Raw genomic sequence first — 25418 nt, 5'->3', positions numbered from 1 at the left:
CTGGCAGGATAGGGCGATGGAGACCAACAGCCCGCTCGGCGACGCGACTCTCGCGGCCGATCTGCTCGACGACTACGAGGCCGATCCGGCACCTGTCGACGACGGCACGTTGCCTCCCGACCGCTTCCTCGACCGCGAGATCAGCTGGCTCGCGTTCAACCAGCGCGTGCTCGAGCTCGCCGAGGACGACTCCCTCCCGCTCCTGGAGCGCGCCAACTTCCTCGCGATCTTCGCGTCGAACCTCGACGAGTTCTTCATGGTGCGCGTCGCGGGCCTCAAGCGCCGCATCGACACCGGGCTGGCCGTGCCGACCAACGTCGGGCGGGCGCCGGTCGACGTGCTGAACGACATCTCGGATCGGGCGCACGAGCTGCAGGAGCGGCACGCGCGCGCATTCCGCGACCTCGTGAAGCCCGCCCTCGACGAGGCCGGTATCCACGTCGAGGGGTGGAGCGACCTCGACGAGGCCGACCGAGCCTCGTTGAACGAGATCTTCCTCACCCAGATCTTCCCCGTGCTCATGCCGCTCGCGGTCGACCCCGCGCACCCCTTCCCGTACATCTCGGGGCTCTCGCTCAACCTCTCGATCCGGGTGCGCAACCCCAAGACCGGCAAGGTGGAGTTCGCGCGCCTCAAGATGCCGCAGAACCTGCCGCGCTTCGTGCAGTTGCCGAACGCCGACTCCGGCGTGCTGCGCTACATCCCCCTGGAAGACCTCATCGCGAACCACCTCGGTGAGCTGTTCCCCGGCATGGAGGTGCTCGAGCACCACGAGTTCCGGGTGACCCGCAACGAGGACGTCGTGGTCGAGGAGGACGAGACCGAGAACCTGCTGCAGGCGCTCGAGAAGGAGCTGCTGCGCCGCCGCTTCGGCTCGCCCATCCGCCTCGAGATCTCCGACGACATGGACGAGCTGACGCTCGGGCTGCTCATGCAGGAGCTGCGGATCACCGACCGCGAGGTGTACCGCCTGCCTGCGCCGCTCGACCTCGGCGGGCTCTTCGAGATCACAGGGCTCGACCGACCGGACCTGCGCTACCCGCGACAGGTGCCCACCACCGCGGTCGCCCTGCAGCCGAGCGAGCCGACCGAGAAGGCCGACATCTTCGCCTCCATCAGCCGCGGCGACATCCTGCTGCACCACCCGTACGAGTCGTTTGCGACGAGCGTGCAGTCCTTCCTCGAGCAGGCCGCCGCCGACCCGAACGTGCTCGCCATCAAGCAGACCCTGTACCGCACGAGCGGTGACAGCCCGATCGTCGAGGCCCTCATCGACGCCGCCGAGGCGGGCAAGGCCGTGCTGGCGCTCGTCGAGATCAAGGCGCGCTTCGACGAGCAGGCGAACATCTCGTGGGCGCGCAAGCTCGAGAAGGCCGGCGTGCACGTCGTGTACGGGCTCGTGGGGCTCAAGACCCACTGCAAGCTCGCGCTCGTGGTGCGGCAGGAGGGCGGCACCCTCAAGCACTACAGCCACATCGGCACCGGCAACTACAACCCCAAGACGAGCCGCATCTACGAAGACCTCGGGCTGCTCACCGCCGACGACACCGTCGGCAAGGATCTCACGCGCCTCTTCAACGAGCTATCGGGATACGCGATCGAGAAGAAGTTCAAGCGGCTGCTGGTCGCCCCGCTGCATCTGCGCGCGGGTCTCCTCAAGCGGATCGACGCGGAGGCCGAGGCGGCGCGCGCCGGCAAGCCCGCCCGCATCCGGATCAAGGTCAACTCGATGGTCGACGAGGCCATCATCGACGCGCTGTACCGGGCGAGCCAGGCGGGAGTGCCCGTGGAGGTGTGGGTGCGCGGCATCTGCTCGCTGCGCCCCGGGGTTCCCGGCCTCAGCGAGAACATCCGCGTGCGCAGCATCCTGGGCCGCTACCTCGAGCACTCGCGCATCTTCGCGTTCTGGAACGGCGGCGAGCCGCAGGTGTTCATCGGCAGCGCCGACATGATGCACCGCAACCTCGACAGGCGAGTCGAGGCGCTCGTGCGCCTTGCCCGACCCGAGCACGTCGAAGAGGCGGACGAGCTGTTCGACCTCGCGATGGATCCGGGCACGGCGTCCTGGCACCTCGAGGACGACGGCACCTGGACCCGCCACGACCGCGACGCGGATGGCGAGCCGCTGCGCGATCTGCAGGGCGAACGGTGGCGGCAGGTCACGAGCCGTCGGCGGGGCGGCCGATGAGCCCGGCCCCGCAGCTCGCCGCGGGCGCCGTGTGCTGGCGCGTGTCGAAGAAGGGCAAGCCCAAGGTGCTGCTCGTGCACCGCACCCAGCACAAGGACATCTCGCTCCCGAAGGGCAAGCTCGACCCGGGCGAGACGCTTCCCGAGACGGCCGTCCGCGAGATCGCGGAAGAGACGGGCCTCATCATCGCGCTCGGCGCGCCGCTCGGTGTGGTCGAGTACCAGCTGCCGAGCGGGCGCGACAAGCAGGTGTACTACTGGGCGGGCGAGGTGAGCGCCGACGCGATCGCGAACTCGACCTTCGCCTCGAACGACGAGATCGAGGAACTGCACTGGGTGGGTCTGAAGAAGGCCCGCAAGGTGCTGAGCTACCCGCACGACCTCGACATCGTCGAGCGGTTCCGTGAGCTCTTCGAAAAGGGCCGCGCCCGCACCTTCGCGATCATCGCGTTGCGGCACGGCAAAGCGGTTCCGGCGGAGGACTGGGACGGACCGGATGCGACCCGCCCCCTCATGCAGCGGGGCATCGACCAGGCGATGAGCGTCTCCCACGGCGTCGCAGCGTTCCGCCCGCGCACGCTGATCAGCTCCACGGCCGAGCGCTGCATCCGCACCATCGCGCCGACCGCGCGCCTCACTGGAGTCGACGTCGATGACGAGCACGTCATCAGCCAGGACGCCTACCGTTCGGGCGGCAAGGCCGTGCGCGAGTTCGTGGCCGAGCGGATCGCCGCGCGCGAGACCGCGGTGCTGTGCAGCCACGGACCCGTGTTGCCGCAGATCATCTCCGCCGTCGCCGAGCTGACCGGCACCGAGGGCAGCTCGAAGCTGCAACGCGCCGCGGCGCTCGCGACCTCCGAGTACGCCGTGCTGCACGTGCCGGTGGACGATCCCGAATCCGGGATCGTCGCGGTCGAGGTCCACGGGCCCACCGCCTGAGCGGCGCGCGTTTCGCGCGATCCGCACCCCCGGCGACGGTCCGCTTTGTTGACCGCTCGTTCACCTCCCGTTCACCATTCCCGTCGAACCTGGTCACCGTCGATTCGTAGCGTCGCCCCCGAGGCCACCAAGAGCCTCGAACCTGACCGACATTCCCGAAGGGAACACAGTGAAGATCACGCGTATCGGCGGCATCGCCGCCCTCGCGCTTGCGGGCGCCCTCGCCCTCTCGTCCTGCGCAGCGAACGAGACGCCGTCCGGTGACGGCGAGACCACCAGCGACCTCTCCGGCACCTTCAACGGTGCCGGCGCCTCGTCCCAGGGCTCCGCACAGGAGGCCTGGATCGCCGCCTTCCAGACGGCCAACCCGGACGTCACCATCAACTACGAGCCGAGCGGTTCGGGTGCCGGCCGCGACACCTTCATCGCCGGCGGCTCCGACTGGGCCGGTTCCGACTCCGCGCTCTCGGACGACGAGCTCGCCGGGGACTTCGCGACCTGCGCCGCCGACACCAAGGCGCTCGACATCCCCACCTACATCTCGCCCATCGCGGTGATCTTCAACATCGAGGGGGTCGACGAGCTCAACCTCGACGCCGCCACCCTCGCGAAGATCTTCAAGGGCGACATCACCAACTGGAACGACCCGGCGATCGCGGCGCTCAACGAGGGCACCACGTTCCCCGACCTGGCAATCACCGCCGTGCACCGTTCGGACGACTCCGGCACCACCAAGAACTTCGCGGACTACCTGAACAAGGTCGCCCCCGAGGTCTGGGACGCCGACCCGGCCGACACCTTCCCGTACCAGTCCGGTGAGGGTGCGCAGAGCACCTCCGGTGTGGTCGACGCCGTGACCAACGGCACCGGCACCATCGGCTACGCGGACGCGTCGAAGGCCGGCTCGCTCGGCACCGCCGCCATCAAGGTCGGCGACGAGTTCGTGAACTACACGCCGGAGGCCGCTGCCGCCGTCGTCGCTGACTCGCCGCTCATCGAGGGCCGCGACGCGAACGACCTCGCGTTCCAGCTCAACCGCACCACGACCGACCCGAGCCACTACCCGCTCGTGCTCGTCTCCTACAGCATCGTCTGCCAGGAGTACGCCGACGCGGCGAAGGCGGAGTTCGTGAAGGCCTACATCGGCTACATCACGAGCGCCGAGGGCCAGCAGGTCGCCGCCGAGTCGGCCGGTGCTGCGCCGCTCTCGGACGACCTCTCCGCGAAGGTCGCCGACGCGATCGCGTCGATCAAGTAAGCACCACGTCGGGCTGCGGCTTCCGGGCATTGCACCGGGAGCCGCAGCCCGACACACTGAATCCGACACCGACCTAGACGACGAGGAACGCATGACCGCCGCCCCGGCCCGGATCACCGCCAAGAGGCGGCTCGGCGACACCCTGTTCTCCGGCGCAGCGCTCGCCGCCGGCGGGTTCATCCTCCTCGTCCTCGCGGGCGTCGCGATCTTCCTCATCGCGCAGTCCATCCCCGCATTCCTGATCGACCCTGCTGAGATCAAGGGGCAGCCGGACAGCTTCTGGCAGTACGTCGGGCCCCTCGTCTTCGGAACCGTGTGGGCAGCCGCCCTGGCGCTCCTCATCGCCGTCCCGATCGCTCTCGGAATCGCGCTCTTCATTTCGCACTACGCCCCCCGCCGACTCGCGCAGGGGCTCGGCTACACGATCGACCTCCTGGCCGCCGTGCCATCCGTCGTCTACGGCCTCTGGGGCGCCGGGGTTCTCGCCCCGTCGATCCAGCCGGCATACGTGTGGCTCGTCGACAACCTCGGCTGGATCCCGCTGTTCGCACCGCCCGTCTCCGGCACGGGCCGCACGATCCTCACCGTGGCAATCGTGCTCGCCGTCATGATCCTGCCGATCATCACCGCGCTTTCCCGCGAGGTATTCCTGCAGACGCCGAAGCTGCACGAAGAGGCCGCGCTCGCCCTCGGAGCCACCCGGTGGGAGATGATCCGAATGGCGGTGCTGCCGTTCGGCCGCCCCGGTGTCATCTCGGCGATCATGCTCGGCCTCGGGCGGGCGCTGGGCGAGACGATGGCGGTAGCGATGGTGCTCTCGCCCGCGGCGGTGATCAGCATCGTGTTGACCGGGCCGCAGAACCCCACGACCATCCCCGCGAACATCGCCCTGAACTACCCCGAAGCGCACGGCAGCTACGTCAACGTGCTGATCGCGACGGGCCTCATCCTCTTCGTCATCACCTTCGCCGTGAACTCGGCGGCGCGGTGGGCGATCGCCCGCCGCAAGGACTTCTCGGGAGCCAACTGATGACCGCAGTCGACAACTCCCCCCGTACCGTCGTGAACTCCTACACCGCAGGCAAGCTGCCCCGGTGGATGCCGGGCGTGACCCTCGCGATCGCCCTCCTCGTCTCGCTCGGCGCCTTCTGGCTGATGTCGATGGCCGACGGCGGTGAGTTCAACTGGATCCTCGCCACGATCGTCGGCGCCGTGCTGTTCGTCGCAGCGAACTGGTTCATCGCCCGCCTCGTCGAAGGCGGGCGCCAGGCGGTCAACCGTCTTGTCACGTCGCTGGTGATCGCCGCGTTCGTGCTCGCACTCATCCCACTCGTGTGGCTCACACTCACCGTCGTGGTGAACGGCACCCCGACCCTGATGAACGGCACCTTCCTGACCAGCTCGATGCGCAACGTGGTCGGCGCGGGCGGCGGTGCGCTCCACGCGATCGTCGGAACGCTGCTCATCACGGGGCTCGCCGCGGTGATCTCGATCCCCGTCGGCCTCATGACCGCCGTGTACCTTGTCGAGTACGGCACCGGGAAGATGGCCCGGGCGATCACGTTCCTCGTGGATGTGATGACGGGCATCCCGTCGATCGTCGCCGGCCTCGCGACCTACGCGCTCTTCGCCCTCTTCTTCGGCGAAGGAGTGCGGATGGGCTTCGCCGGATCCGTCGCTCTCTCGATCCTGATGATCCCTGTGGTCGTGCGTTCGAGCGAGGAGATCATGCGGCTCGTGCCGAACGAGCTGCGCGAGGCCTCGTATGCTCTCGGGGTGCCGAAGTGGCGCACCATCACGAAGGTCGTACTGCCGACCTCCGTCGCGGGCATCACGACGGGCGTCATGCTCTCCATCGCACGCGTGATCGGCGAGACCGCGCCGCTTCTCATCGTCGCCGGGTTCACCGCCTCGATGAACTACAACCCGTTCTCGGAGCGGATGATGTCGCTCCCCGTTTTCGTCTACACCCAGTACGTCAGTCCGGGCACTGACGCCCAGGCGTACTTCGACCGCGCGTGGGCCGGTGCGCTCACCCTCATCCTCATCGTCGCGCTGCTGAACGCCATCGCGCGCATCGTCTCCCACTACTTCTCGCCCAAGCTCGGGCGCTGACCCGCAACCGAAGGAACCCACGTGTCCAAGCGCATCGAAGTCCGCGACCTCGACGTCTACTACGGAAACTTCCGAGCAGTCGAAGGTGTGAGCCTGACGATCGAACCCCGCACCGTAACGGCCTTCATCGGCCCGTCGGGCTGCGGCAAGTCGACCTTCATCCGCACCCTCAACCGCATGCACGAGGTGATCCCGGGTGCGCGGGTCGACGGCGAGGTGCTCATCGACGGCAACAACCTCTACGGACCCGGCGTCGACCCGGTGCTTGTGCGGCGACAGGTGGGCATGGTGTTCCAGCGGCCGAACCCGTTCCCGACGATGTCGATCCGCGAGAACGTGCTCGCCGGTGTGCGGCTCAACAACAAGAAGATCTCGAAGCCCGAGGCCGATGAACTCGTCGAGAAGTCGCTCGTGGGTGCGAACCTCTGGAACGAGGTGAAGGACCGCCTCGACAAGCCGGGCTCGGGCCTCTCCGGTGGCCAGCAGCAGCGTCTGTGCATCGCGCGCACCATCGCCGTGTCGCCCGAGGTCATCCTGATGGACGAGCCGTGCTCGGCCCTCGACCCGATTTCGACCCTCGCCATCGAGGACCTCATCGAGGACCTCAAGACCGAGTACACCATCGTGATCGTCACCCACAACATGCAGCAGGCGTCGCGGGTGTCGGACAAGACCGCGTTCTTCAACATCGAGGGCACCGGCAAGCCGGGCAAGCTCATCGAATACGACGACACCACGACGATCTTCTCGAACCCGTCGGTCGAGGCCACCGAGGACTACGTCTCCGGCAAGTTCGGGTGAGCGGGGCGGGCGCTGTGCGCCCTGGCTCCGTGCTGTGATGCCCCTGGATATGAGGGTGCCGGACCGCAGAACGCCTCTCGGCGGAAGGCCGCTCGAAGCGGCTGAAGTTGGAGCCCGGGGTTACTGCGGCCCGGCTGTTCCAGTTTAACCACGGCCGCGGTGGGCTCGCAGATCGGGGAGACTGTTCCCCTCCCCCGCCCTCCTGGGCCATCCTCTGCCCCCTGAGCCCCGACCTCCTGTTCCGACCCGATCTCTCCGTCAGAAATGCAGGAGATTCGGGCCGGAACCCGAGCAGATCGCGGACACAACGGATGTCACTCGGCAGATCTCCTGCATTTCTGACGGAGAGATCGGGTAGCGACGGAGCCCGAAAGGGCTCAAGGTCAGATCCGAGGGGATCAGTCGAGGGCGCCGTCGCGGGCGAGGCCCGCGCAGGCGGAGAGTTCTTCCGCGGTGGATGCCAGACGGGATGCCTGCGTGGTGAGACGCTTCGAGCGCTCGGGGGCGGCCGCGTCCTGATCGTCGGCGACGCTCAGGGCTCCCGCGGCCTCCACGCGGCAGAACGCCGCGGCACGCTCGAGCGCGTAGGCGAGCTCGCCGTCGAAAGCTCCGCGAAGGATGCGGTCGGCGAGCTCCAGCACCTCCTGCGGCCCGGCGGGCGCGGGCGCGCCTGCCACCACCGGGTCGATCGTGGGGAGCACCTCGGTGCCGCGCTGGAACAGCTGGGCGGTGCCCTCCGGATCCTGCCGGATCATCGCGTGCAGTAGGTAGATGCGCCACATCGCCCCGGGGAGGGTGTGCGGGCCCGCAACGGCCCACAGCTCGGCGAGCGCGTCGATGCCGTTCTCGTCGACGAATCGGACGGCGCGATCGAGCACGCTCGGGTCGTCGCTGTCGCGAACCCGCGTGAGCAGAGCGCGCGCCGTGTCATGTGCGATCCGCAGAGTGGCCGCGGGGTCGCGGGAGCCTGCGAACGCCTCGAACTCGCGCCCACCGAAGAGCACGGGCTTGCGGAAGTCGTCGGCCATCCGACCATTGTCGCCGACGAGTGCGACAGCCCGCTGGCGCACTACCCTGGAAGGACGGGCCTGTAGCTCAGTCGGTAGAGCATCGGACTTTTAATCCGCGGGTCGTGGGTTCGAGCCCCACCGGGCCCACCACAATTCGTTGGCATCTCGCCTGGTTCTCGGATAACTTCAGAGGCCGCAACCCCTCCGAACCCTCTCCGCGAGCTCGCTATGTCCACTCCGTTCGATCCCGACGCCACGCTGCCGGACGCCCACATGGACCTGCTTGCACAGATCGTGCATCCGTTCAGCGCGCGGCTTCGCCAGGCAGATTGGCCTGTTTGGGGTTGGGTGCAGCGGGAGTTCGAGAAGGCACACCCTGACAAGTCCGCGGCCGCGATTCTCGAGACGCTGCCCACAGCCGGACCGACCTATCCGGGTTCGAAACCGTATGGCCTGGTTTGGCGCAGCGACTGGAACACAACCGAGCCGAGCCAGAACGAAGCGGTCGGTCTGACTATCGTCGGGCTCGCGTATCTGGGCGCGCGCAATCCCGCGTACAGGCAGACAGCCGACGAGCTTGTCGGAGTCCTTCGCGCTCTCGCGATTGCCGAGGGGCAAGTGACTGTCACCCCGTCTCGCGTCGAGGACGTGGAAGTTCCGCTCGGCCAGTTCACGCGAGACCTCGACAGCTTGTCTCGCAACCGACCGTTCGCGCTGGCCCATCGGGCAGTGGGGCGTATCCTCCAGCGCGAGTACGACACTCCACTGGCGCTGTTTGACACCGCGGAAGGGTGGACAGTACGCCTACGGAGCAACGGTCTACGTCGCTACCTCCAGATGAATACCGCGTACGACTACGCCGACTACATCAATCAAGCTGACTTGGAGGCGCGCTTCACGCCGGAGCCGGACCGGTATGTAGATGCGCCCTCGACGCCTCCCGACGCGGACGTATCGAACGTGAGACCGGCTGATCACGACGCTGCGCTTTGGGAATACGTCCGACGTTCGATAGAGAGCGAGGACTGGGACAAGGTTGCGGCCCAGGTCGCCATCTTCGTGGAAGACAAGGTACGCCGCTGGTCTGGAGTTGACCGCAAGATCGTGGGGCACGGACTCTACGCGAAGGCACTGAACGAAGGTGGGCCGCTGGCTCTCGGCGCACAGCCAAGCGAGACCCAAGGCTGGCTCCACTTAGGCATGGGTCTTGCCCAGGCAGTGGGGAATGTCGATCGCCACCACGTCAACGACCGGGACGACGCGCGACAGTACGCCCTGGGAGTGCTGGGTCTGGGCAGTCTGCTCTTGACGCAAATCCGATACGAGCATCCGGATCGAGTTTCGACGTAGCGCATCCGTATCCTTGTCCATCCCTCACCACATCAGCCTCGACAACATTCACCGACTCGCGTCGGCGCTGAGAGTGAGCGTTAGGGAGCTCTTCTAGGTCCTGCTCGACTAGTGGGTTCGAACCAGACCGCACTCGTTAAAGGCCCATGTGTCGACGCGGCTCTCGCCCAATACGAGCGGCGTCAGGCGCCCCGGACAGTTCGGCGTCCCAGATAGATCGTCAAGAGCGCGTCGAGCGTCGAAGAACCGCCGGGACTCGTCTTGCAGCGCAGCATCGACCTCAGCTGGCCAGTCGTAGGCGACCTCCAGATCGACCCAATGCCGAGCCGCAAAGTCACTCAGGAACCGGTCGTAGGCGCGTTGCTCAGCGAATCGCCTGTCCGCAGCGTCGTCCGTCATAGCCGAGCTACCTTACGGGTCAATACGACGTTTGGCCTTCTGGAGTGCGGCAGCGAATCGGTCCCTCGCGCCTGACCTGTTCAGCGATTGCGCGCTCGGATGGGGTAAACCGATCGGGAACGGATCGTTGTCGAGGTTTGGAGCGACGTAGTCGCGCCAGCCACGCTGGGCGTACTCGCCGGCCAGCAACACGACGGTCACGTTGGGCAGAAGCTTCAGGAGGCTCATTGCCTCTGCACCGCCCTGCTCAAGTTCGCGGTCCGTCGGCTTCAGGCTGGCAACGCCGAGGTACCAGGGAACGATGTTCCAGTGGAGCATCCCGTGGTGCAGACCGACGGCGTTGCGACCCTTCCAAACGTTTCCAGCGGTCTGATCGTCGTTGTCGACCGAGATGAAGCCAGAACCAGGCAGACCAGTATTGGCGTTGGTCATAGGCCCTGGCGCCTCCATGACCAGCAGAACGCGCGCTTCGGCTCCTGCGTCCGCCGGATCGAAGTGCGGAATGTAGACGCCACGACGCGCCGCCACTTCCTCGCGCCATGCCTCGAGAGCCTGCACCGATTCCTCCGAGGCGAGCATCGCCTTGCGCTCCTGCACGCGAGCGGGATCGCCGAAGCCTCGAGCGTGCGGCAAGAACATTGCGGAATGCTATCGACCCCTCGACAACCCCTCCAACCCTGCCCCACCGACACGCACCGAAGCCCGCCGCCGAACACCCCCGCCCCCCGCCACGTTGCCCGGTATCCAGTGGTGTAGTGGCGGCTCGCGGTGGACGGGCGTGCCAAGGTGTAGCTTGGCGCGACACAAACCACGGCCTTTTAATCCGCGGGTCGTGGGTTCGAGCCCCACCGGACCCACCACGCTATTGGGTGTTATTCCTCTTGCTGCCCTTCGCGCGGTCGCACCCACGCCCGCACGATGCGAATGATGAACACTACGCCGAAAAGTGCGCTGCCGATGAGCCAGAAGGCAGGGGCCTCACCGCCATTCGAAGCGAGCCCCAGAGCTACGACGATGATGAGCATGACGAGAGGTATGAACGAGCTGAAGCGCCCCTCCATGCGAATCCGTTTCGCCACCTTGCGCGCGTCCACGACATACCTCCACGATCGGTGGCCGCCTCCTACTGCGGAGAAACGGACCAGGTTCCGAACAAGTCTCCCGATGCAACGATCGACGTGATCGCCAGAGCGGCGATCCCCAAGGCGCCGATGGCGCAGATGATGTCAGCGAACCTCATCAGCCCATCCGGCGGCCGCCTCCCCCAAGGGCTCGTGAACAGTTCTCGCTGTACGTCCATCCCTGGTCCAGCAGCCAGCACACACACAACAGCCATTGCGAGTGCCACCACGCCCACGATGATCACAAGAAACACCACCCGATGCTGATCATTGCAGTCGCCCGTACCGTCCTGCATTCGTGCGAACCCAATCCGCGAGTTCCTGCCGGATCGTGGCCGCGTCGTTCTTCAACTTCGAATTCCGTGCGTAGAAGACCAAGTAGTGAAGTTCATCGACCCAGTTGAGGGTCTCGACGACCTCGCCGACCCCCTCTCGAAGATCGTCCTCGGCACCCCACCGGTCTGCGATGCTCGCCAGCAGCAGGAAAGCCCACACCTGCAGATGTCCGTCCAGACTCGGATCCCACAGATCGGCGTCGTACGGCCACTTCGAAATCGCGGCACTCTCAAGTAGTTCGAATCGCTGGGGCGGCGTTTGAAGCGTCCGCCCGCCGTCATGCCCCGAATAGGCCGTGAAAATATCGGCCCCGAAATGCGCCTCGATCACGGCCAAATCTTCGACATCGAACAGCGACCGTCGTACTCCGCAGAGAATCGTGGTGAACGGCAACGACTCCGGCGTCATGACCTCGATCACACGCTTCGTTAGCACGGGACATCACCCCCACTTTCTGAAGCCAGCGTGCCAGAACTTGTAACGGGTGATGGCGCTGCTGTGGCAAGAGTGGCCCCTACCGCCGACGGCCGCGACCTCCTACCCTCTTGAGTCGTGGCCATCAATGAGCTGGGCAACTACCTGCGGGCGCGCCGGCAGACCGTCCGGCCAAGCGACGTCGGCTTGCCGATTGAGACCGGTCGTCGCGTCGACGGTCTGCGCCGAGAAGAGGTTGCACGGCTCGCCGGGATCAGCCCGGAGTACTACCTGCGGCTCGAACAGGGTCGCGACACTCACCCCTCGGATCAGGTGCTGCGGTCTCTCGCGAGAGCCCTCAATCTCGACGAGGTGGCAACCGCATACCTGCACCGCATCGCTGACCCGCCGCCGCTTCCGTCGTTCGCCCCGCTCCCCGGCTCGCTCGACGACGAGGTCTTCGTCTTCCTCGACGGCTTCGAGGAGACCGCCGCCTACGTGATCAGCTCCTGCCACGACGTGCTTGCCGTGAACGACCGCGCCAGCCGGATCTTCGCCTTCGGTACCGTCGGATGGAACCTGTTCGACGCGCTGTTCACCGACGAGGCCCGCGCCAACCTCCCGAGGTGGGAGGAGCACGTCGCACTCGGCATCTCCGCTCTGCGCGAGCGCTGCGACCCGAACGACCCGCGCCTGCACGAACTGGTTGGACGCCTTCTCGTCAGGGAGCCGGATTTCGCACGACTCTGGGAACGCCACGACGTCTCCATGCAGTCCAGCGGCGTCAACGCGACGTACGTGCCCTCGCTCGGTCGGATGCTCACTCTCAAGTGGCAGAGCCTCGCCGTACCGGGAAACGAGCGTCTGACACTCGTCGCGCACTACGCCGACCCGGGCACGCCCGAGGCCGAGGTGCTGCGCTCGCTCGGCGAGTAGCCCACATGACTGGGTGCGACAGGGCCCTCTTCGGAACTCCACCCGAAGATTAGGCTCGCCGCCATGGACCGGGTCAATCCATTGCTCGCCGAGCTCGTGGAGTCGCTGACCACCACGCCGGCGGTCGTCGTGAACGGCAGCTGGGACGTGATCGCCTCCAATGTGCTCGCCCGCGCGATCTCCCCCAGTTTCACGGTCGGCACCAACCTCGCTTCCGCGCTCTTCGACAACGAGCGAGCGCGCCGCACCCTGCCCCGCTGGGGCGAGGTGTCGGCACGCATGGTGAGCCTGTTGAAAGAGGCGCACCACGATTCCTCGCCCGACGACACCCGCATCGATCGGTTGCGCACGGAGCTCGAACGGCGCAGCGAGGAATTCCGGCGCGCGTGGAGCGAAGGTGTTCTCCCCGACGACTACGCGCTGCACGTGCCGATGGATCATCCCGAGGTCGGCCGCCTGACCATCACCTACGAGGTGATGCGCGTACCGGACAGCGATAGCTCCCTCGTGATCGGGCACGCCGAACCAGGCAGTACGTCTGAGAAGCGCCTGTTCGAGTTGGTATCGAAAGGCGAACCGTGGATCACGTGAATCCGCTGGCGCAATTCCTGCGCGCCCGCCGGGCACTCGTCGAGCCCGAGCAGATAGGCCTTCCACGCGGCTCCTCACCTCGCCGTGTGGCGGGCCTTCGCCGCGAAGAGGTCGCACTCGTCGCCGGGATCAGCAGCGACTACTACCTCAAGCTCGAGCAGGGCCGCGAGCTGCATCCGTCGGCCGCCGTCCTCGACGGGGTGGCTCGCGCTCTCGCGCTCGACGCTGACGGGGTCGCGCATCTCCACCGGCTCGCCCGCCCACCGATCGTCCCGATCGCCGCGGCCGATGAGGTCGTCAGTCCGAGTCTGATCGGATTGCTCACCTCACTCCCCTCGGTTCCGGCGCACATCACGACGCGCTACCTCGACATCCTCTACGTCAACCGGCTCGCCGAGGTGCTCACCCCGGGGTTCCGCGTGGGCAACAACCTGGTGAAGCTCATGTTCAATCCGCAGGTGCCCCGAGACGCGTACTGGTGGGTCACCGCACGCCGTGCCGTGGCGTTCCTGCGCGCCACCGTCGATCCGTACGACGACGGCCCGAGGATGACCGCGCTGCTCGCCGATCTGCACGAGATGGCGCCCGAGTTCGACGAGCTGTGGGAGCGCCACGAGAGCCGGATGCCCGGCGGGCACCCGTCGACGTTCAGTCACGCCGAGGTGGGACTCATCGAGCTACGACACCAGACGTTCCAATTGCCCGGCACCGGCGGGCAGGTGCTCGGGATGTACATCCCCGCCCCCGGTGGGCCGTCAGCCGAGAAGCTGCAGATGCTCTCGGTCATCGCCGCCGAGGCTGACCGTGTCACACCCAGGAAGAGCAGGGACACGACCACCCTCTGAGGCCTCCGTAGCCTCGCCGCATGGACCTCGAACTCGACGGCAAGAATGCGATCGTCACCGGCGCCGGACGGGGCATCGGCCTCGCGGTGACGACGGCGCTCGTCGCGGAGGGCGTGCACGTGATCGCCGGATCACGATCGACGACGCCCGCCCTCGCAGCGCTAGGTGACGCCGTGACGTTCGTGTCGGTCGACCTCACCGACCCGGAGGCGCCCGAACAGCTCGTATCGGCCGCCCGTGCGCAGGGTGGCCTCGACATCCTCGTGAACAACGTCGGCGCCGTCACCCTGCGCGACGAGGGATTCCTCGCGATCGACGACGGCGCGTGGCGACGCACGTTCGAGGTCTGCTTCTTCTCCATGCTGCGGATGTCGCGCGCCGCGATCCCCGAGCTGGTCGCCCGGGGCGGGGGCAGCGTGGTGACGATCAGCTCGGTGAATGCCTTCCTCCCCGACCCCGGGGTGATCGACTATTCCGCCGCCAAGGCATCCGTCTGGAACCTCTCCAAAGCGCTCTCGAAGGAGTTCGGCCCCCGCAACATCCGGTTCAACAGCATCAGCCCGGGGCCGGTCGCAACCGATCTGTGGTTGGGCGAACACGGCGTCGCCGCGACGGCGGCCGCGCAGCTCGGCGTCGACTTCGCGAGCGCACGCGACACGGTCATCGCAGCCCAGGGCGGGTTCTCCACAGGGCGGTTCACCGAGCCCGCGGAGGTCGCCGACCTCGCGCTCGTGCTCGCGAGCGGCCGGGCCGGCAACGTGACCGGCTCCGACTTCCTGATCGACGGCGGCCTCATCAAAACGCTCTGACCTGTAATCCCTCCCATCGCACAACTCACAAGGAGAACACCATGTCGAACACCTCACCGGATGTCGTCTTCATCCACGGCCTATGGGTTCACGCCTCGTCGTGGCAGCCCTGGCAGGATCTCTTCGCCACGAAGGGCTACACCTCGATCGCCCCCGGCTGGCCGGGCGACAAGGACACGGTCGCCGCCACGCGGGAGGAGCCGAGCGGCATGGACGGCGTGGGGATCGCCCAGATCTTCGACCACTACGCCGACATCATCCGCGGACTCGACACCAAGCCGATCGCCATTGGGCACTCCTTCGGTGGGCTCATCGCCCAGGAGCTGCTCGCACACGACCTCGTGCGCGGCGCGGCCGCGATCGACCCGGCTCCGATCAAGGGTGTGACGGCGCTCCCGTTCTCGCAGCTCAAGTCCGGACTCCCGGTGCTGAAGAACCCGGCGAACAAGAAGCGCACGGTGGCGCTCACCGCGAAGGAGTTCCACTACAGCTTCGGCAACAAGATCGACGAAGCGGAGTGCAACGCCATCTTCGAGTCCGTCATGATCCCCGGGCCCGGTCGACCGCTCTTCGAGGATGCGACGGCGGCGTTCACCAGGAACTCGCCCGCTGCGGTGGACACCCACCACGCGGTGCGCGGCCCACTGCTCCTCGGCGCGGGGACGGAGGATCACGTCGTGCCGCTCGTCGTCACCAAGCAGGTTGCGAAGCTCTACGCCGACAACCCCTCATCGGTCACCGACCTGCACGAGTACCCGGGCAAGGGACACTCCCTCACTCTCGACAGTGGCTGGCGCGACGTCGCCGATGACGTTCTCGCGTGGCTGGAGGAGAAGGCGCTGACGCCGACCCCCGCCACTGCGTAAGAGAGCCCCGGCCGACTCACCGCGACCCCGCGAATCCACTCCATCGCGGGGTCGCGGCGCGGGCCAGCACCGTCCCCGGGTCGCGTAGACAGCATCTAGCCGCGCAACGTCGCGAGCGTGACGTGGGTATCGGTGGCGATGCTCCCGCGGAGTTGGTTGATGCAATCGGCATCGGCGTATTCCGGCGCGGAGCCACCCACGAGATCAAAAGTCACGGTGAGGCATGAATAGACCTCAGCCGACCGTGAGCCCCACCCAGCCGGAGACGAGTACCCCATGACGATGAGCCCCAGCACTCCTTCCCCGCCGGCCTCCTCGGCGGCATATATGAGAGTCGACGTGCGCCCACCGATGCCGACATCGGTCGCTCTCGTCTGTCCGCTCTCGTCGATTCCCAGCTCGCCCCAATCCAGTTGATAGGTGTAGACGTAGTCGACGAAGTCGGTCCCCGCAGGCGGAGCTTTCAGTTCGAATTGCTCCTCCATGGCGCGGAACTCCTCGCGCGCATGATGCGTCGCTTCGGGAGTCCCGCTCAGCCCGCAGCCCGCCAGGCCGGTTGCGAGCAGGATGATTGCTGCCGCGACCCAGCACCCACGGATGCGCATCGCACCTCGGCTTGTGAATCCGATGGACGCCTCAACCTGCACGAGACACAATCTGAGGCACAGTCCGAGCAATTGTCAATCACTCACCGGGGTCGAGCCGCACGGTGCGATCGACAGCCCCGTTCGGAGACACTGCCCGCCCCCTACGGATCCCTGACGTTCAGCGCGGTCACGCCATAGCAAAGAGGTGTACACGAACGCCGAGTCCATGCGAACTGCCCAACTCCGTTCCGGAGTCGAACTAGGCGTATCCCCCGCGTCGGGCATTGGCACTTCGGTCGGCTCTGCCTCCGCGGGCCCACTCAAGGGCAGGTCGCTCGACCAATCGCCAGGAAAGCAACGCAACCACACCCGTCGTGGCCACCGTGAGAGCAATTTGTGCAACAAGAGGGGCAGAGGGAAACAACGAATAGTAAACCTGCTGTGTTGGGAAGCCCCAAAGGTAGATCCCGTAGGAGAAATCTCCGTACCTTCCCGCCCGGCGGACTAGAGGCGTGTTGCATTCCCCGAGCGCAACCACCACGTAGGGCAACACGAGCCAGGCCAGCGGCAACAGCAACTCGGGTGCAAGCGACACGCAAACAGCTGCAAGAGGGATCGCGGTCAGCGCCGGCCAGATCGGCGGAGTGCGGAGAACCGACCATGCCGCTCCCGCCGCGAAGAACGTCATGGCCGTCACAATTGGGCGAACCGGGTCCAGCAGGGCTGACGGCGTGAGCGCGACAACCCCCAGGGCCACCGCAAACCCAATAGGAATGATCATTCGTACGGCCATGGGATGCCGCCAAAGGAAGCGGGAACCCAGCACACCGCATACGAGTACGCCCAGGTAGCAGACGAACTCTGGACCAAGTGACCAAAAGACGCCGTTGACTACGGGCCTCGGATTCGTTTCGAACACACCAGGAAGTTTGTACGTTGAAATTAGGGAGACATTGGTCAAATAGAGCCATGTCTCCGAGGAAGAAAAGTACTGCGGGATAGGCACGGTTGTCACCGCAGGCCCCAAGACAAATGTCGTCAGGACGACGACTGCCGTCAATCCGGGAAAGATGCGGCCAGCACGGCGGCGAACGAACCCGAGGACGCTTGGCGAACGAACCCAGCTTTGGGTGATCAGCGACCCGCTCACGGCGAAGAATACCCAGACTGCAATCGTAAAGACAGGGACTCCGGCTATCGATGGCGGATCTGGCACGCCCGTCAACGGCCATGCGTGGCCGACTACCACCGTCAGCGCGGCGAAGAGTCGGATGGCGTCGAAGTTGTTGCCATGTCCCCCCCGGGCCACCATCGAACCCGTGACCCCGGTCGAGGTATTTGAACCCGTCCGCTCGCTGATCTCCGCTCCCCCTCGCGCCATGTGTGCCGCCCCTGCAACTTTGCCACTTGACTTTAGCTCACCCTCGCGGCCAATGTTGAGCCATGCGCAACTCCGCGCGGAACAAGCATATTGAGTGGAGCGTCATGACTAGCAAACTGCTCAAGGCCAGCGTCGCAATTGCCGCATCTGTCGCCCTCACCCTCGGCAGTGTCTCGGCTGCGACCGCAGAAGGGCAGAGACTCAGCTATATGGTCGGTTGGTCGGTTGGGGCGCGTTCGAACAGCTGGGCGGATAGTGACGGGGACGCCGCAAAGACTCGCGTCCGCCTTACCGGCGTCGAGATCTACTTTGTTGGAACGGGGTTGACGAAGAGTGTCAGTTCCGTGCAACTTCAGCTGCTTAAGGACACATGGGGGGTGGGCTACGTGTCCCAGGGGAACAAGACCGCTGCGCCGGGCAGCTACCAGGACTGGGGTCGGGTCAGTGCGGGGACGTACAAGTACCAGTACAACGGGTCAACCTCGGGCGGGGTGTTCTACGGCGCGAACGGTGGATGGAACATCAACGCCGATAACGCCAACATCTACTGGTGATCACCAGGTGGGGCGCATCGCTGGGTGGGGAGGGCGTCCCCTCCTGACGAATCCGGCGCTGTGGGCAGGAGTGTCGGTATCCGCGATCATGCTCGTCTCTTTGACGAACAACTATCCCGGCTACCGCGCTCCCGCCACCTGGGAAGCGGTGTTGGCAATCGCAGGGGTAGGACTCCAACTTGGGATGCCACTCGTGGCGGCGGGTGCGGCGTGGGCGACTGGCCCAATCGAGCGATGGGGGCGAGCAAATTCGATTGCCCCGGTGAGGCCGCTCATTTCTCGAATCATTCGAATAAATGCGCCGATCATTGTCTTCGCGGTGTTCGGCTACAGCACCTCGCTCATACTTGTCGCGGAGGCTACCCGCCCGGTTTGGGTCGGCCCCGCGTCCGCTACGGTGGTCGTCGCGTATGGGGCGATGCTCCTCATCTTCATATTGATCGGGGGATTCCTCGGGCTGATCTTGCCAACAGCTCTGGCAGTCCCGACCGCGCTTTTGGGGTCCTACCTCATAGTCGCCCTCCCACTGGTAAACGACGATCTGCCAGTCATCCGAGCGTCCTTCGGCTTCGGCCTGCCTATCGCATTGATGTCCATGGACCAGCAGATTCAAGTAGCAGCGATCATCGGGCCGCTGGTCGTCCTGGTGATCTGTCTCGCGCTCTTCATTCTCGCCGAGGTTCGGAGAACATTGATCCGAATCGCGGGCCAGCTTGGCGCGATCGCGGCCGGAGTACTGGTGCTGACAACGCTCGCCGGGGCCATCGATGTCCCACCGACCGAGCCCCGTGCTGGCGCAGAAGCGGCGTGTGAGGGGGCACACCCTCGAGTCTGCCTTTGGCCCGAGTTCGCGCCGCTCCGCGATCAGCTCGTTCAGGAAACGCAGCTATTGTCGACTCGACTCGCCGCGCATGACCTCGACGTTCCGACCCTCGTCACCACCAGCACGATGCTAGCCAAGGAGGATGGCGCCGTACTCTGGGACATCCTTCCCGACGATGACCAGAACACTCGGACGCTCTTCTTCGCTTTCGGTTACCAGCTACGCGAATCGTGCATCGATACACCTAAGACACTTGAGCAGGCCGAAAGCGGTGAGCGTGCCGCTTTCGGTTTGGCAATCGCTCTCGGCGCCAACCCACAGGCCATCGCCACACCGGGCAGTTCACCCCTCTTCGACACAATTTCCATCCCCGCCAAAAGCGACGAGGTTCTCGCAGCGATAGGCATCAGTAGCGCGGAGGACGGTTTCAGCGTCTACAAACGATGGCGAGAAGACAATGCGAGCATATGCATATGAGACAAATGGCAAGCCTCTCTTTCAGCAACGTTACGGTTCGCCGCGGAGCCACGCGTCGCCCCGTGCTCAGCAATTTCTCGTGGAGCTTCGACCATTTTCCCTTAGCACTGCTAGGTCCAAACGGGGCCGGGAAGTCGACAATTCTCCATACCGCAGCGGGTGCCTTGAGACCGTCTCGAGGCCTAGTCGCAACAATTGACCCAGACGGCAAGATGATCGAATCTAGTCGAGGCCGCCGCCGTGTTGTGGGTCTAGTTCCCCAGGACGCCCGGGGTTTTTCCGGATTGAACGTTCGGGAAGCAGTCGCATACGCCGGATGGCTCAAAGGATTGAGTCGCAGCCACGCCTGGGATCGGAGCGAGTGGTGTCTCGAACGCCTCAACCTGATGAAGCAAGCGCGAGCTCGCTCAACACAACTCTCAGGAGGGGAACAGCGGCGTCTCTCGATCGCACAAGGCTTAGTAGCTGATCCCGCTGTCCTCCTGCTGGACGAAGTCACAACGGGGCTCGACCCCGCAGAGCGCGAGAATCTGATCGCTATCGTCGCAGAGTTGTCGGCATCCAAACCCGTTCTCGCCACAACGCACGAGGTGGACGACCTCGACGAGGTGTTTCACTACGTGGCAGTGCTGTCGGAGGGGTCTGTCGTCTACGAAAACACAACGAGCGACTTCTTTCGTCTCGGCTCGGCCGGCAGAAGTTCCAGAGATCAAGCTGCAACCGCCTACCGTGTGGCTCTGGAGCGGCCTAACCCGAACTCGCCGACGTGACTTGGTGGTTCCGGGCGTCGTGGTCGTGGTGGGCGGTGGCGGGCTGGTTGCTCTTGGTCATCGCAATCGACCTCACTCACGGATTGCGGTTCCCGTATCCCACATTGCGCGGCGGCGCCTTCGTTTCGACCGCCGTGCCGGTCTTCCTGTCCATCGGACCGCCACTGTTCTGGCTCAGCGTCCGAAAGCGGTCAATAGCGGAGCGGGCGCTAGGCTCCGTACGCCAACAACCGCGCTGGTTGGATGTCGTCGCTGCGCTGTTGTTTCCCGCAGTGACTTGGATGGGGTTGCTGGTGGGGCTCGCGGGCTTCCGTGCGGCCTTAGTTCCCGGCTTGTTCAATACCGCACTTGTCTTAGTCGCCGCCATCCCCGAGCTTTCCAAGGAGTTACGAGTACTTCCGGCAGCTTGCCTCGCGGCCTGCATGCTCCTCGGCACGACCCCCAACGGGCCAGCCGGATGGGCGTTGTCGACGTTTGAATCGACAGATCTCTTCTCACCGACTCTCGGCATTGCCCTCGCGTTGTTATCGATCGCAGCAATCGCATTCGTACTATCGCCGAGCAGAAGATAAAAGTGGTCCTCAGAGATAGGGTCCCTCGGGTGCGGCATTGCAGGATTCGAGACTGCCCCGAACCTGGTCGCCCTCTAAGAGAGGCTGAGCGCACCTGACATGAGCGACCAGCCCAAGAGACCATCCCAGCCGCCGATCTTCTGGATCACCATCGTCGGCGGCGCGATCGGCCTCAGCCTCGGCCTGATCCGGTTCGGCGACCGGCTCGACATCCTCGTCCCGGTGATCGGGATCACCCTCGCGGTCGTCCTCCTCATCATCGGAGGCTTCGCCCTCAGCATCCGCGGGCGCGAGAAGAGGCTCGCCGCGGCCTTCCCGGACGCGATACACGTCCCCATCGTCGTCGGATACGAGCTCGCATCGGCCAGTCAGCAGGTGGCGAAGATCCTCGGCGATCAGCGAATTGCCTTGCGACCGTCGACCTATGCCGCGCTCGCGTTCGACTCGGAGGGGGTGCATGTCGCATCCGGCGGTTCTGACGCGTTCGGGCTCATCCCCTCAAACCTCGTGGAAATCAAGGGAATCGGTCGCTCACTGCTGGGCGTGCGCGAGACAATCAGCCTGACGTTGCTCGTGGCCACCGAGTCGGGCGATGTGGAATTCGAGTTCGTACCAACGCGGATGATCGGTGTGATTCCGCGGGCGCTGTCGAGGGCCGACTTCGTCTCTCTCTTCGAGAAGCTGCTTCCGGTGATTCCGGGGAAGGAAGTCAAGGAACGCCGAGAAGCGGCGCGGCCCAAAGCCCCCGCCCTCACCCCGGACCTCGCCGCACAGCTCGCGCGCGTGGCTCCGAGTCACGACGGCACCCTGCAGTACTTCCCGTGCCAGGTGACGCTGCGATCTGGTGAGGTCCTCCCCCGGGTGTGCTTCGCGGAACAGTCCCGACTCCGCGCTCACTGGGGCGACGATCCCCGCGGCAACACCGTCGACCCGCGCGAGGTGGTCGCCATCGAGGAGAGCCCGTACCGGATGCCGCAGCGATTCGCCGACGAGCTCTACGAGGTGGGCGAATCCGGAATGGGCTACCTCATCTTCACGATGCGGCTGCGAGATGGCCGCGCACTGCCGTACATGACCGGCAACGCGCTGGACTTTCCCGAGTGGCCCGACGGCGTGACGCCGGAGGACGTCGTGGCCGTGGAACCACACGTCGGCCGCGAGCACTTCGTGGAGCGCAACAGCACGACCGGGCACGGTGTTGCGCACCACATGTGGTGCCTGTACAGCAACACCGAGGAGCCGACGCCGTCAGCCGAGTTGCCGGCGCCCGGCAGCTAGATGTGCGGGAACGAGCGAGGCGAGCAGCAGACTCAGGCAGGCGACGGCCGCCCCCAGCGCGAAGATCGTCTCGAAGGCCCACCGCTGCAACCCACCGTCCGACAGCGACGCCGCGATGATCGCACCGACCACCGTCGCCGACAACGTCGAACCGAAAGTGCGCATCAGCGAGTTCAACCCGTTGGCCGCAGCGGTCTCCGACGACGGCACCGCCGCCATGATGAGGGTCGGCATGGCGCCGTAGGCGAAACCCACCCCGATGCCCGTGAAGGTGGAGACCGCGATCACGTGCCAGACCTCGTCGAGAAACAGGGCCCCGAACGCGAACCCGGCCACGATCACCGCGATGCCGAGCAGGAAGCTGAATCGTGCCCCCCTCGCCCGGGAGAGGCGCCCGGCGAGCGGCGACACCAGGAACATGACGACACCGAGCGGCATGAGACACAAGCTCGCGGTGAACAGGTCGAGGCCGAATCCGACGCCCTCCACCGGCTCCGCCTCCAGGATGACCGGCAACGACCCCGTGACCACGAAGAACGAGAAGCCGACCCCGACCGACGCGAGGTTCGTCAGCAGCACCGGGCGGCGAGCCGCCACCCGTAGATCGACGAACGGATCCGCCACCCGCAGCTCCCGGCGCGCCCACCACGCGAAAACGGGTGCCGCGGCGAGCGCGAGCAGGAGAGCCCACCAACCCCACGCCTGGGCTTTCGAGATCGCGAGAGTCACCGACGTCAGTCCGACGCCCGCGCCGATGGCGCCGACCAGATCGAAGCGCCCGCCGGCTCGCAACGTGCTCGGAGGCACGACGGCGAGCACAGCGATGCCTGCGGCCGTCGAGAGCATCGCCCCCAACCAGAAGAGGGCGTGCCAGTCGAAGTGCTCGGCGATGAGGGCCGCGACGGGCAACCCGATCGCCCCTCCGATACCCAAGGTCGCGCTCACAAGAGCGACCGCGCCACTGAGCGAACGCGGATGAAGGATGTCGCGGAGGATGCTGATGCCGAGCGCGATCGCGCCGAGTCCGGTTCCCTGGAGAACCCTCGCGACGATCATGGTGGTGAGCTCGTTCGAGAAGCCCGCGAGCACGTTCCCCGCCACGACGATCCCGAGGAGCACGAGAAGCACGCGTCGCTTGCCGTACATGTCGCCCAGGCGGGTGCTGATCGGCGTCGACACGACCGCCGCGAGCAGGGTCGCGCTGAGAACCCACGTGATGTCAGCTGGCGCCGCGTCGAGATACTCGGGCAACTGCGGGTAGATGGGGGTCACCACCGTCTGCATGACGGCGACCACCATCCCCGTGCCGGCAAGCGCGGCAACCCGGGCACGATCACTCGAGATGCGCGTGAGCCGGCGACGGGCGTCCGGATCCTCTGGGTCGCTCGCCTGACCGTCGGTCATGCGAAGCGCAGTCGGGAGGTCATTCCCGCGCGAAGATGCTGCCCGGCTGCAGCTCCGGGATCTCGTGTGTGGAGTACTCCCGCCAGACCGTGTCGATGAGCATCGTGGAACGGGCGACGCCGAACGGTCGCCACTCCGGGATGCCGGGGTGGTTCGGGTCCCCCGACCTCGCGAAGGAGGTCCACGCGAGGGCCATGTCCGTCGAGACCTGATGGCGGTCGGCGTTGTCTCCGGCGAACGGCGAGCGCCCCACCGTCCGGAACACGAACGGCAGGTCGAGGCTGTGCGGGCTGCCGAGCAGGTTGTCGAAGATCGGCGTCTGGTAGCCGAACTCGTACGACCAGACGGGTGCCGACTGCTGCGACTTCACTTCCGCCAACCGCAACACCGCGGGACGGAACGACTCGTCGGTGACGATCCGTGCGAGCAGCAGGCGAGGTGGCTCGTCCGGGTAGGCGGCCTCCCACTTCGCCAGCTCCGCCTCGGGGTCGTCGTTGCTGAGCGCGAGGCGCGCCAGGAGCCGCTCACGCGTGTAGTCCCGATAGTCGGGATCGTTGCAGAGCAGGAGCGACGCGTCATGGGACGTGTACCCGACGAGCATGGGGATGGCATCCGTGCCGTCCTGCAGCGGATGGAAGGGGGCATCCGGCAGATGCGCCTCGTCCTCCGTCGGCGCGAACATCAGACTCGGCTCGCCGTGTTCCGCCTCGCCATCCAACGAGAACGCCGCGCCGAGGTTGGTGAGCTGCTCCTGGATCTCGAGGAGACGCTCGAGCGGCACGTCCGCCAGCCGGTGCGCCTCATCCGGCGCGATCCCCGCCTCCGCGAGCACGGCGTCGATGAGCCGTCGAGACTGCTCTGCCGGCGGGCGGCGCAGCATCGCACCACTCTGGACGATTGCCTTGTGGAACAGGCCACGGGCCGCGGGCATCGCGTGCAGCACGCTGACCTTCGCCCCGCCGCCCGACTGCCCGAACACCGTCACGTTGTCGGGATCGCCACCGAACGCGGAGATGTTGTCACGCACCCACTCGAGCGCCTGCACGATGTCGAGCATGCCGGCGACTCCCGAGTGGGCGAATTCCGGATCCGCGAGGTCGAGGGGGAGGTACCCCAGGATGCCGAGCCGGTGGTTGAGGGTGACGACCACCACATCGCCCAGGGGGGCCAGCTCGTCTCCGTTGAAGAGCATCTCGCTCCCCGTGCCGTGAGCGAATCCGCCTCCGTGCAACCAGACCATGACCGGGCGCTTCTCGGTGTCGACGGCCGGCGTCCACACGTTCAGCACGAGGCAGTCCTCGGACATCGCACCGCCCTCGGTCGGCGAACCCGTCCGCGGGTACATCATCGTGATGACATCGATCCAGGTGCCATCGGCGGTGAGGCGCGTGTCGTTCTGCGGCGCCGCGGGGCCGAACACCGTGGCATCGCGCACCCCCTCCCACGGCTCCACCGGCTGCGGAGGACGGAAGCGGTTCGCACCTCCCGTGGAAGCGCCGTACGGGACACCGAGGAACGACACCGCTCCCCGATGCTCAACACCGCGCAGGCGCCCGTGACGTGTGGTGACTTCGACATTGCGTTGCATGGCAGTT

General features: G+C 66.0%; 24 protein-coding genes and 1 tRNA gene. 17 read left to right on the top strand and 8 right to left on the bottom strand.

Annotated elements, in window-relative coordinates:
* Positions 1–16 precede the first annotated feature (16 nt).
* From FVQ89_RS05300 to pstB, 6 genes are all read left to right on the top strand, one after another.
* Entirely contained in the window at positions 17–2188 is a 2172-nt protein-coding gene (locus FVQ89_RS05300) for an RNA degradosome polyphosphate kinase (protein WP_147900833.1), read from the top strand.
* The gene (locus FVQ89_RS05295; protein ID WP_147900832.1) at positions 2185–3126 is read left to right on the top strand and encodes an NUDIX domain-containing protein; all 942 of its coding nucleotides are present in this window, start codon (positions 2185–2187) and stop codon (positions 3124–3126) included. Before FVQ89_RS05300 ends, FVQ89_RS05295 begins: the two co-directional genes overlap by 4 nt.
* Before the next feature lie 169 nt (positions 3127–3295).
* The gene (gene pstS, locus FVQ89_RS05290; RefSeq protein WP_147900831.1) at positions 3296–4384 is read left to right on the top strand and encodes a phosphate ABC transporter substrate-binding protein PstS; all 1089 of its coding nucleotides are present in this window, start codon (positions 3296–3298) and stop codon (positions 4382–4384) included.
* A 91-nt stretch (positions 4385–4475) separates the two neighbouring features.
* Positions 4476–5414 (top strand): phosphate ABC transporter permease subunit PstC, encoded by a 939-nt coding sequence (gene pstC, locus FVQ89_RS05285; RefSeq protein ID WP_147900830.1) that lies wholly within the window; start codon positions 4476–4478, stop codon positions 5412–5414.
* Positions 5414–6499, top strand: coding sequence for a phosphate ABC transporter permease PstA (pstA, locus tag FVQ89_RS05280; RefSeq protein ID WP_147900829.1), 1086 nt, complete (start codon positions 5414–5416; stop codon positions 6497–6499). The genes pstC and pstA overlap by 1 nt, the downstream gene beginning before the upstream one ends.
* 21 nt (positions 6500–6520) lie before the next feature.
* Complete coding sequence (gene pstB, locus FVQ89_RS05275) at positions 6521–7300, top strand: phosphate ABC transporter ATP-binding protein PstB (protein ID WP_147900828.1); 780 nt, start codon at positions 6521–6523, stop codon at positions 7298–7300.
* Positions 7301–7698: 398 nt separating this feature from the next.
* On the opposite strand, the gene FVQ89_RS05270 is transcribed toward pstB, so the two are convergent.
* Positions 7699–8328, bottom strand: a complete 630-nt coding sequence (locus tag FVQ89_RS05270; protein ID WP_147900827.1) for a DNA-directed RNA polymerase subunit beta — start codon at positions 8326–8328, stop codon at positions 7699–7701.
* Positions 8329–8384: 56 nt separating this feature from the next.
* On the opposite strand from FVQ89_RS05270, the gene FVQ89_RS05265 reads away from it, so the two are divergent.
* Positions 8385–8460, top strand: a tRNA-Lys gene (locus FVQ89_RS05265).
* Positions 8461–8538: 78 nt separating this feature from the next.
* Positions 8539–9660: a TIGR02391 family protein gene (locus FVQ89_RS05260; RefSeq protein ID WP_147900826.1), complete on the top strand. Its 1122-nt coding sequence runs from the start codon at positions 8539–8541 to the stop codon at positions 9658–9660.
* Positions 9661–10071: 411 nt separating this feature from the next.
* Here FVQ89_RS05260 and FVQ89_RS05255 read toward each other — a convergent pair whose 3' ends face one another.
* From FVQ89_RS05255 to FVQ89_RS05245, 3 genes are all read right to left on the bottom strand, one after another.
* The gene (locus FVQ89_RS05255; protein ID WP_255513430.1) at positions 10072–10698 is read right to left on the bottom strand and encodes a uracil-DNA glycosylase; all 627 of its coding nucleotides are present in this window, start codon (positions 10696–10698) and stop codon (positions 10072–10074) included.
* Positions 10699–10931: 233 nt separating this feature from the next.
* Positions 10932–11153 carry a hypothetical protein gene (locus tag FVQ89_RS05250; protein WP_147900825.1) on the bottom strand — a complete coding sequence of 74 codons (222 nt, stop codon included), beginning with the start codon at positions 11151–11153 and terminating at the stop codon, positions 10932–10934.
* A 294-nt stretch (positions 11154–11447) separates the two neighbouring features.
* On the bottom strand, positions 11448–11936 hold the full coding sequence (locus FVQ89_RS05245) for a hypothetical protein (RefSeq protein WP_147900824.1): 489 nt from the start codon (positions 11934–11936) through the stop codon (positions 11448–11450).
* 132 nt (positions 11937–12068) lie between these two features.
* Here FVQ89_RS05245 and FVQ89_RS05240 point away from each other — a divergent pair, with 132 nt between their 5' ends.
* The 5 genes from FVQ89_RS05240 (at position 12069) to FVQ89_RS05220 (ending at position 15977) form a co-directional block, all read left to right on the top strand.
* Positions 12069–12866: a helix-turn-helix transcriptional regulator gene (locus FVQ89_RS05240; protein ID WP_147900823.1), complete on the top strand. Its 798-nt coding sequence runs from the start codon at positions 12069–12071 to the stop codon at positions 12864–12866.
* An 81-nt stretch (positions 12867–12947) separates the two neighbouring features.
* Positions 12948–13457: a hypothetical protein gene (locus FVQ89_RS05235; RefSeq protein WP_147900822.1), complete on the top strand. Its 510-nt coding sequence runs from the start codon at positions 12948–12950 to the stop codon at positions 13455–13457.
* Positions 13445–14302, top strand: coding sequence for a helix-turn-helix transcriptional regulator (locus FVQ89_RS05230; protein WP_187264915.1), 858 nt, complete (start codon positions 13445–13447; stop codon positions 14300–14302). Before FVQ89_RS05235 ends, FVQ89_RS05230 begins: the two co-directional genes overlap by 13 nt.
* Before the next feature lie 20 nt (positions 14303–14322).
* Positions 14323–15111, top strand: a complete 789-nt coding sequence (locus tag FVQ89_RS05225; protein ID WP_147900820.1) for an SDR family NAD(P)-dependent oxidoreductase — start codon at positions 14323–14325, stop codon at positions 15109–15111.
* A gap of 41 nt (positions 15112–15152) precedes the next feature.
* The gene (locus tag FVQ89_RS05220) at positions 15153–15977 is read left to right on the top strand and encodes an alpha/beta hydrolase (protein WP_147900819.1); all 825 of its coding nucleotides are present in this window, start codon (positions 15153–15155) and stop codon (positions 15975–15977) included.
* A 95-nt stretch (positions 15978–16072) separates the two neighbouring features.
* Here the strand turns inward: FVQ89_RS05220 and FVQ89_RS05215 are convergent, their stop codons facing one another.
* Both FVQ89_RS05215 and FVQ89_RS05210 read right to left on the bottom strand, forming a co-directional pair.
* Positions 16073–16462 (bottom strand): hypothetical protein, encoded by a 390-nt coding sequence (locus FVQ89_RS05215; protein WP_187264914.1) that lies wholly within the window; start codon positions 16460–16462, stop codon positions 16073–16075.
* 361 nt (positions 16463–16823) lie between these two features.
* Complete coding sequence (locus FVQ89_RS05210) at positions 16824–17945, bottom strand: acyltransferase (RefSeq protein ID WP_147900817.1); 1122 nt, start codon at positions 17943–17945, stop codon at positions 16824–16826.
* Between the two features lie 377 nt (positions 17946–18322).
* On the opposite strand from FVQ89_RS05210, the gene FVQ89_RS14405 reads away from it, so the two are divergent.
* The 4 genes from FVQ89_RS14405 to FVQ89_RS05195 all read left to right on the top strand — a co-directional run bounded on the left by FVQ89_RS14405 (position 18323) and on the right by FVQ89_RS05195 (position 22419).
* On the top strand, positions 18323–18499 hold the full coding sequence (locus FVQ89_RS14405) for a hypothetical protein (RefSeq protein WP_187264913.1): 177 nt from the start codon (positions 18323–18325) through the stop codon (positions 18497–18499).
* A gap of 262 nt (positions 18500–18761) precedes the next feature.
* On the top strand, positions 18762–19799 hold the full coding sequence (locus tag FVQ89_RS05205) for a hypothetical protein (protein WP_147900816.1): 1038 nt from the start codon (positions 18762–18764) through the stop codon (positions 19797–19799).
* Positions 19766–20569 carry an ATP-binding cassette domain-containing protein gene (locus tag FVQ89_RS05200; RefSeq protein ID WP_147900815.1) on the top strand — a complete coding sequence of 268 codons (804 nt, stop codon included), beginning with the start codon at positions 19766–19768 and terminating at the stop codon, positions 20567–20569. Before FVQ89_RS05205 ends, FVQ89_RS05200 begins: the two co-directional genes overlap by 34 nt.
* Before the next feature lie 671 nt (positions 20570–21240).
* Positions 21241–22419: a hypothetical protein gene (locus tag FVQ89_RS05195; protein ID WP_147900814.1), complete on the top strand. Its 1179-nt coding sequence runs from the start codon at positions 21241–21243 to the stop codon at positions 22417–22419.
* Here FVQ89_RS05195 and FVQ89_RS05190 read toward each other — a convergent pair.
* On the bottom strand, positions 22390–23823 hold the full coding sequence (locus FVQ89_RS05190) for an MFS transporter (protein WP_147900813.1): 1434 nt from the start codon (positions 23821–23823) through the stop codon (positions 22390–22392). The genes FVQ89_RS05195 and FVQ89_RS05190 overlap by 30 nt on opposite strands.
* Before the next feature lie 19 nt (positions 23824–23842).
* Entirely contained in the window at positions 23843–25411 is a 1569-nt protein-coding gene (locus FVQ89_RS05185; protein ID WP_187264911.1) for a carboxylesterase/lipase family protein, read from the bottom strand.
* Positions 25412–25418: the final 7 nt, after the last annotated feature.

It is taken from the genome of Homoserinibacter sp. GY 40078 (assembly GCF_008017545.1).
Classification (GTDB): Bacteria; Actinomycetota; Actinomycetes; order Actinomycetales; family Microbacteriaceae; genus Homoserinibacter.
The sequence above is the reverse complement of the archived record's forward strand: the minus strand, read 5'-3'. Positions and strand labels throughout refer to the sequence as shown.

Excerpts from the sequence above, each read along its gene's own strand:
- FVQ89_RS05300 (WP_147900833.1), top strand. The coding sequence starts at position 17 with ATGGAGACCAACAGCCCGCTCGGCGACGCGACTCTCGCGGCCGATCTG.
- FVQ89_RS05185 (WP_187264911.1), bottom strand. The coding sequence starts at position 25,411 with ATGCAACGCAATGTCGAAGTCACCACACGTCACGGGCGCCTGCGCGGT.
- FVQ89_RS05260 (WP_147900826.1), top strand. The coding sequence starts at position 8,539 with ATGTCCACTCCGTTCGATCCCGACGCCACGCTGCCGGACGCCCACATG.
- FVQ89_RS05270 (WP_147900827.1), bottom strand. The coding sequence starts at position 8,328 with ATGGCCGACGACTTCCGCAAGCCCGTGCTCTTCGGTGGGCGCGAGTTC.
- FVQ89_RS05200 (WP_147900815.1), top strand. The coding sequence starts at position 19,766 with ATGGCGAGAAGACAATGCGAGCATATGCATATGAGACAAATGGCAAGC.
- FVQ89_RS05215 (WP_187264914.1), bottom strand. The coding sequence starts at position 16,462 with ATGGAGGAGCAATTCGAACTGAAAGCTCCGCCTGCGGGGACCGACTTC.
- FVQ89_RS05210 (WP_147900817.1), bottom strand. The coding sequence starts at position 17,945 with ATGGCGCGAGGGGGAGCGGAGATCAGCGAGCGGACGGGTTCAAATACC.
- pstA (WP_147900829.1), top strand. The coding sequence starts at position 5,414 with ATGACCGCAGTCGACAACTCCCCCCGTACCGTCGTGAACTCCTACACC.
- pstC (WP_147900830.1), top strand. The coding sequence starts at position 4,476 with ATGACCGCCGCCCCGGCCCGGATCACCGCCAAGAGGCGGCTCGGCGAC.
- FVQ89_RS05220 (WP_147900819.1), top strand. The coding sequence starts at position 15,153 with ATGTCGAACACCTCACCGGATGTCGTCTTCATCCACGGCCTATGGGTT.
- FVQ89_RS05295 (WP_147900832.1), top strand. The coding sequence starts at position 2,185 with ATGAGCCCGGCCCCGCAGCTCGCCGCGGGCGCCGTGTGCTGGCGCGTG.
- FVQ89_RS05255 (WP_255513430.1), bottom strand. The coding sequence starts at position 10,698 with ATGTTCTTGCCGCACGCTCGAGGCTTCGGCGATCCCGCTCGCGTGCAG.
- FVQ89_RS05195 (WP_147900814.1), top strand. The coding sequence starts at position 21,241 with ATGAGCGACCAGCCCAAGAGACCATCCCAGCCGCCGATCTTCTGGATC.
- FVQ89_RS05225 (WP_147900820.1), top strand. The coding sequence starts at position 14,323 with ATGGACCTCGAACTCGACGGCAAGAATGCGATCGTCACCGGCGCCGGA.
- FVQ89_RS05190 (WP_147900813.1), bottom strand. The coding sequence starts at position 23,823 with ATGACCGACGGTCAGGCGAGCGACCCAGAGGATCCGGACGCCCGTCGC.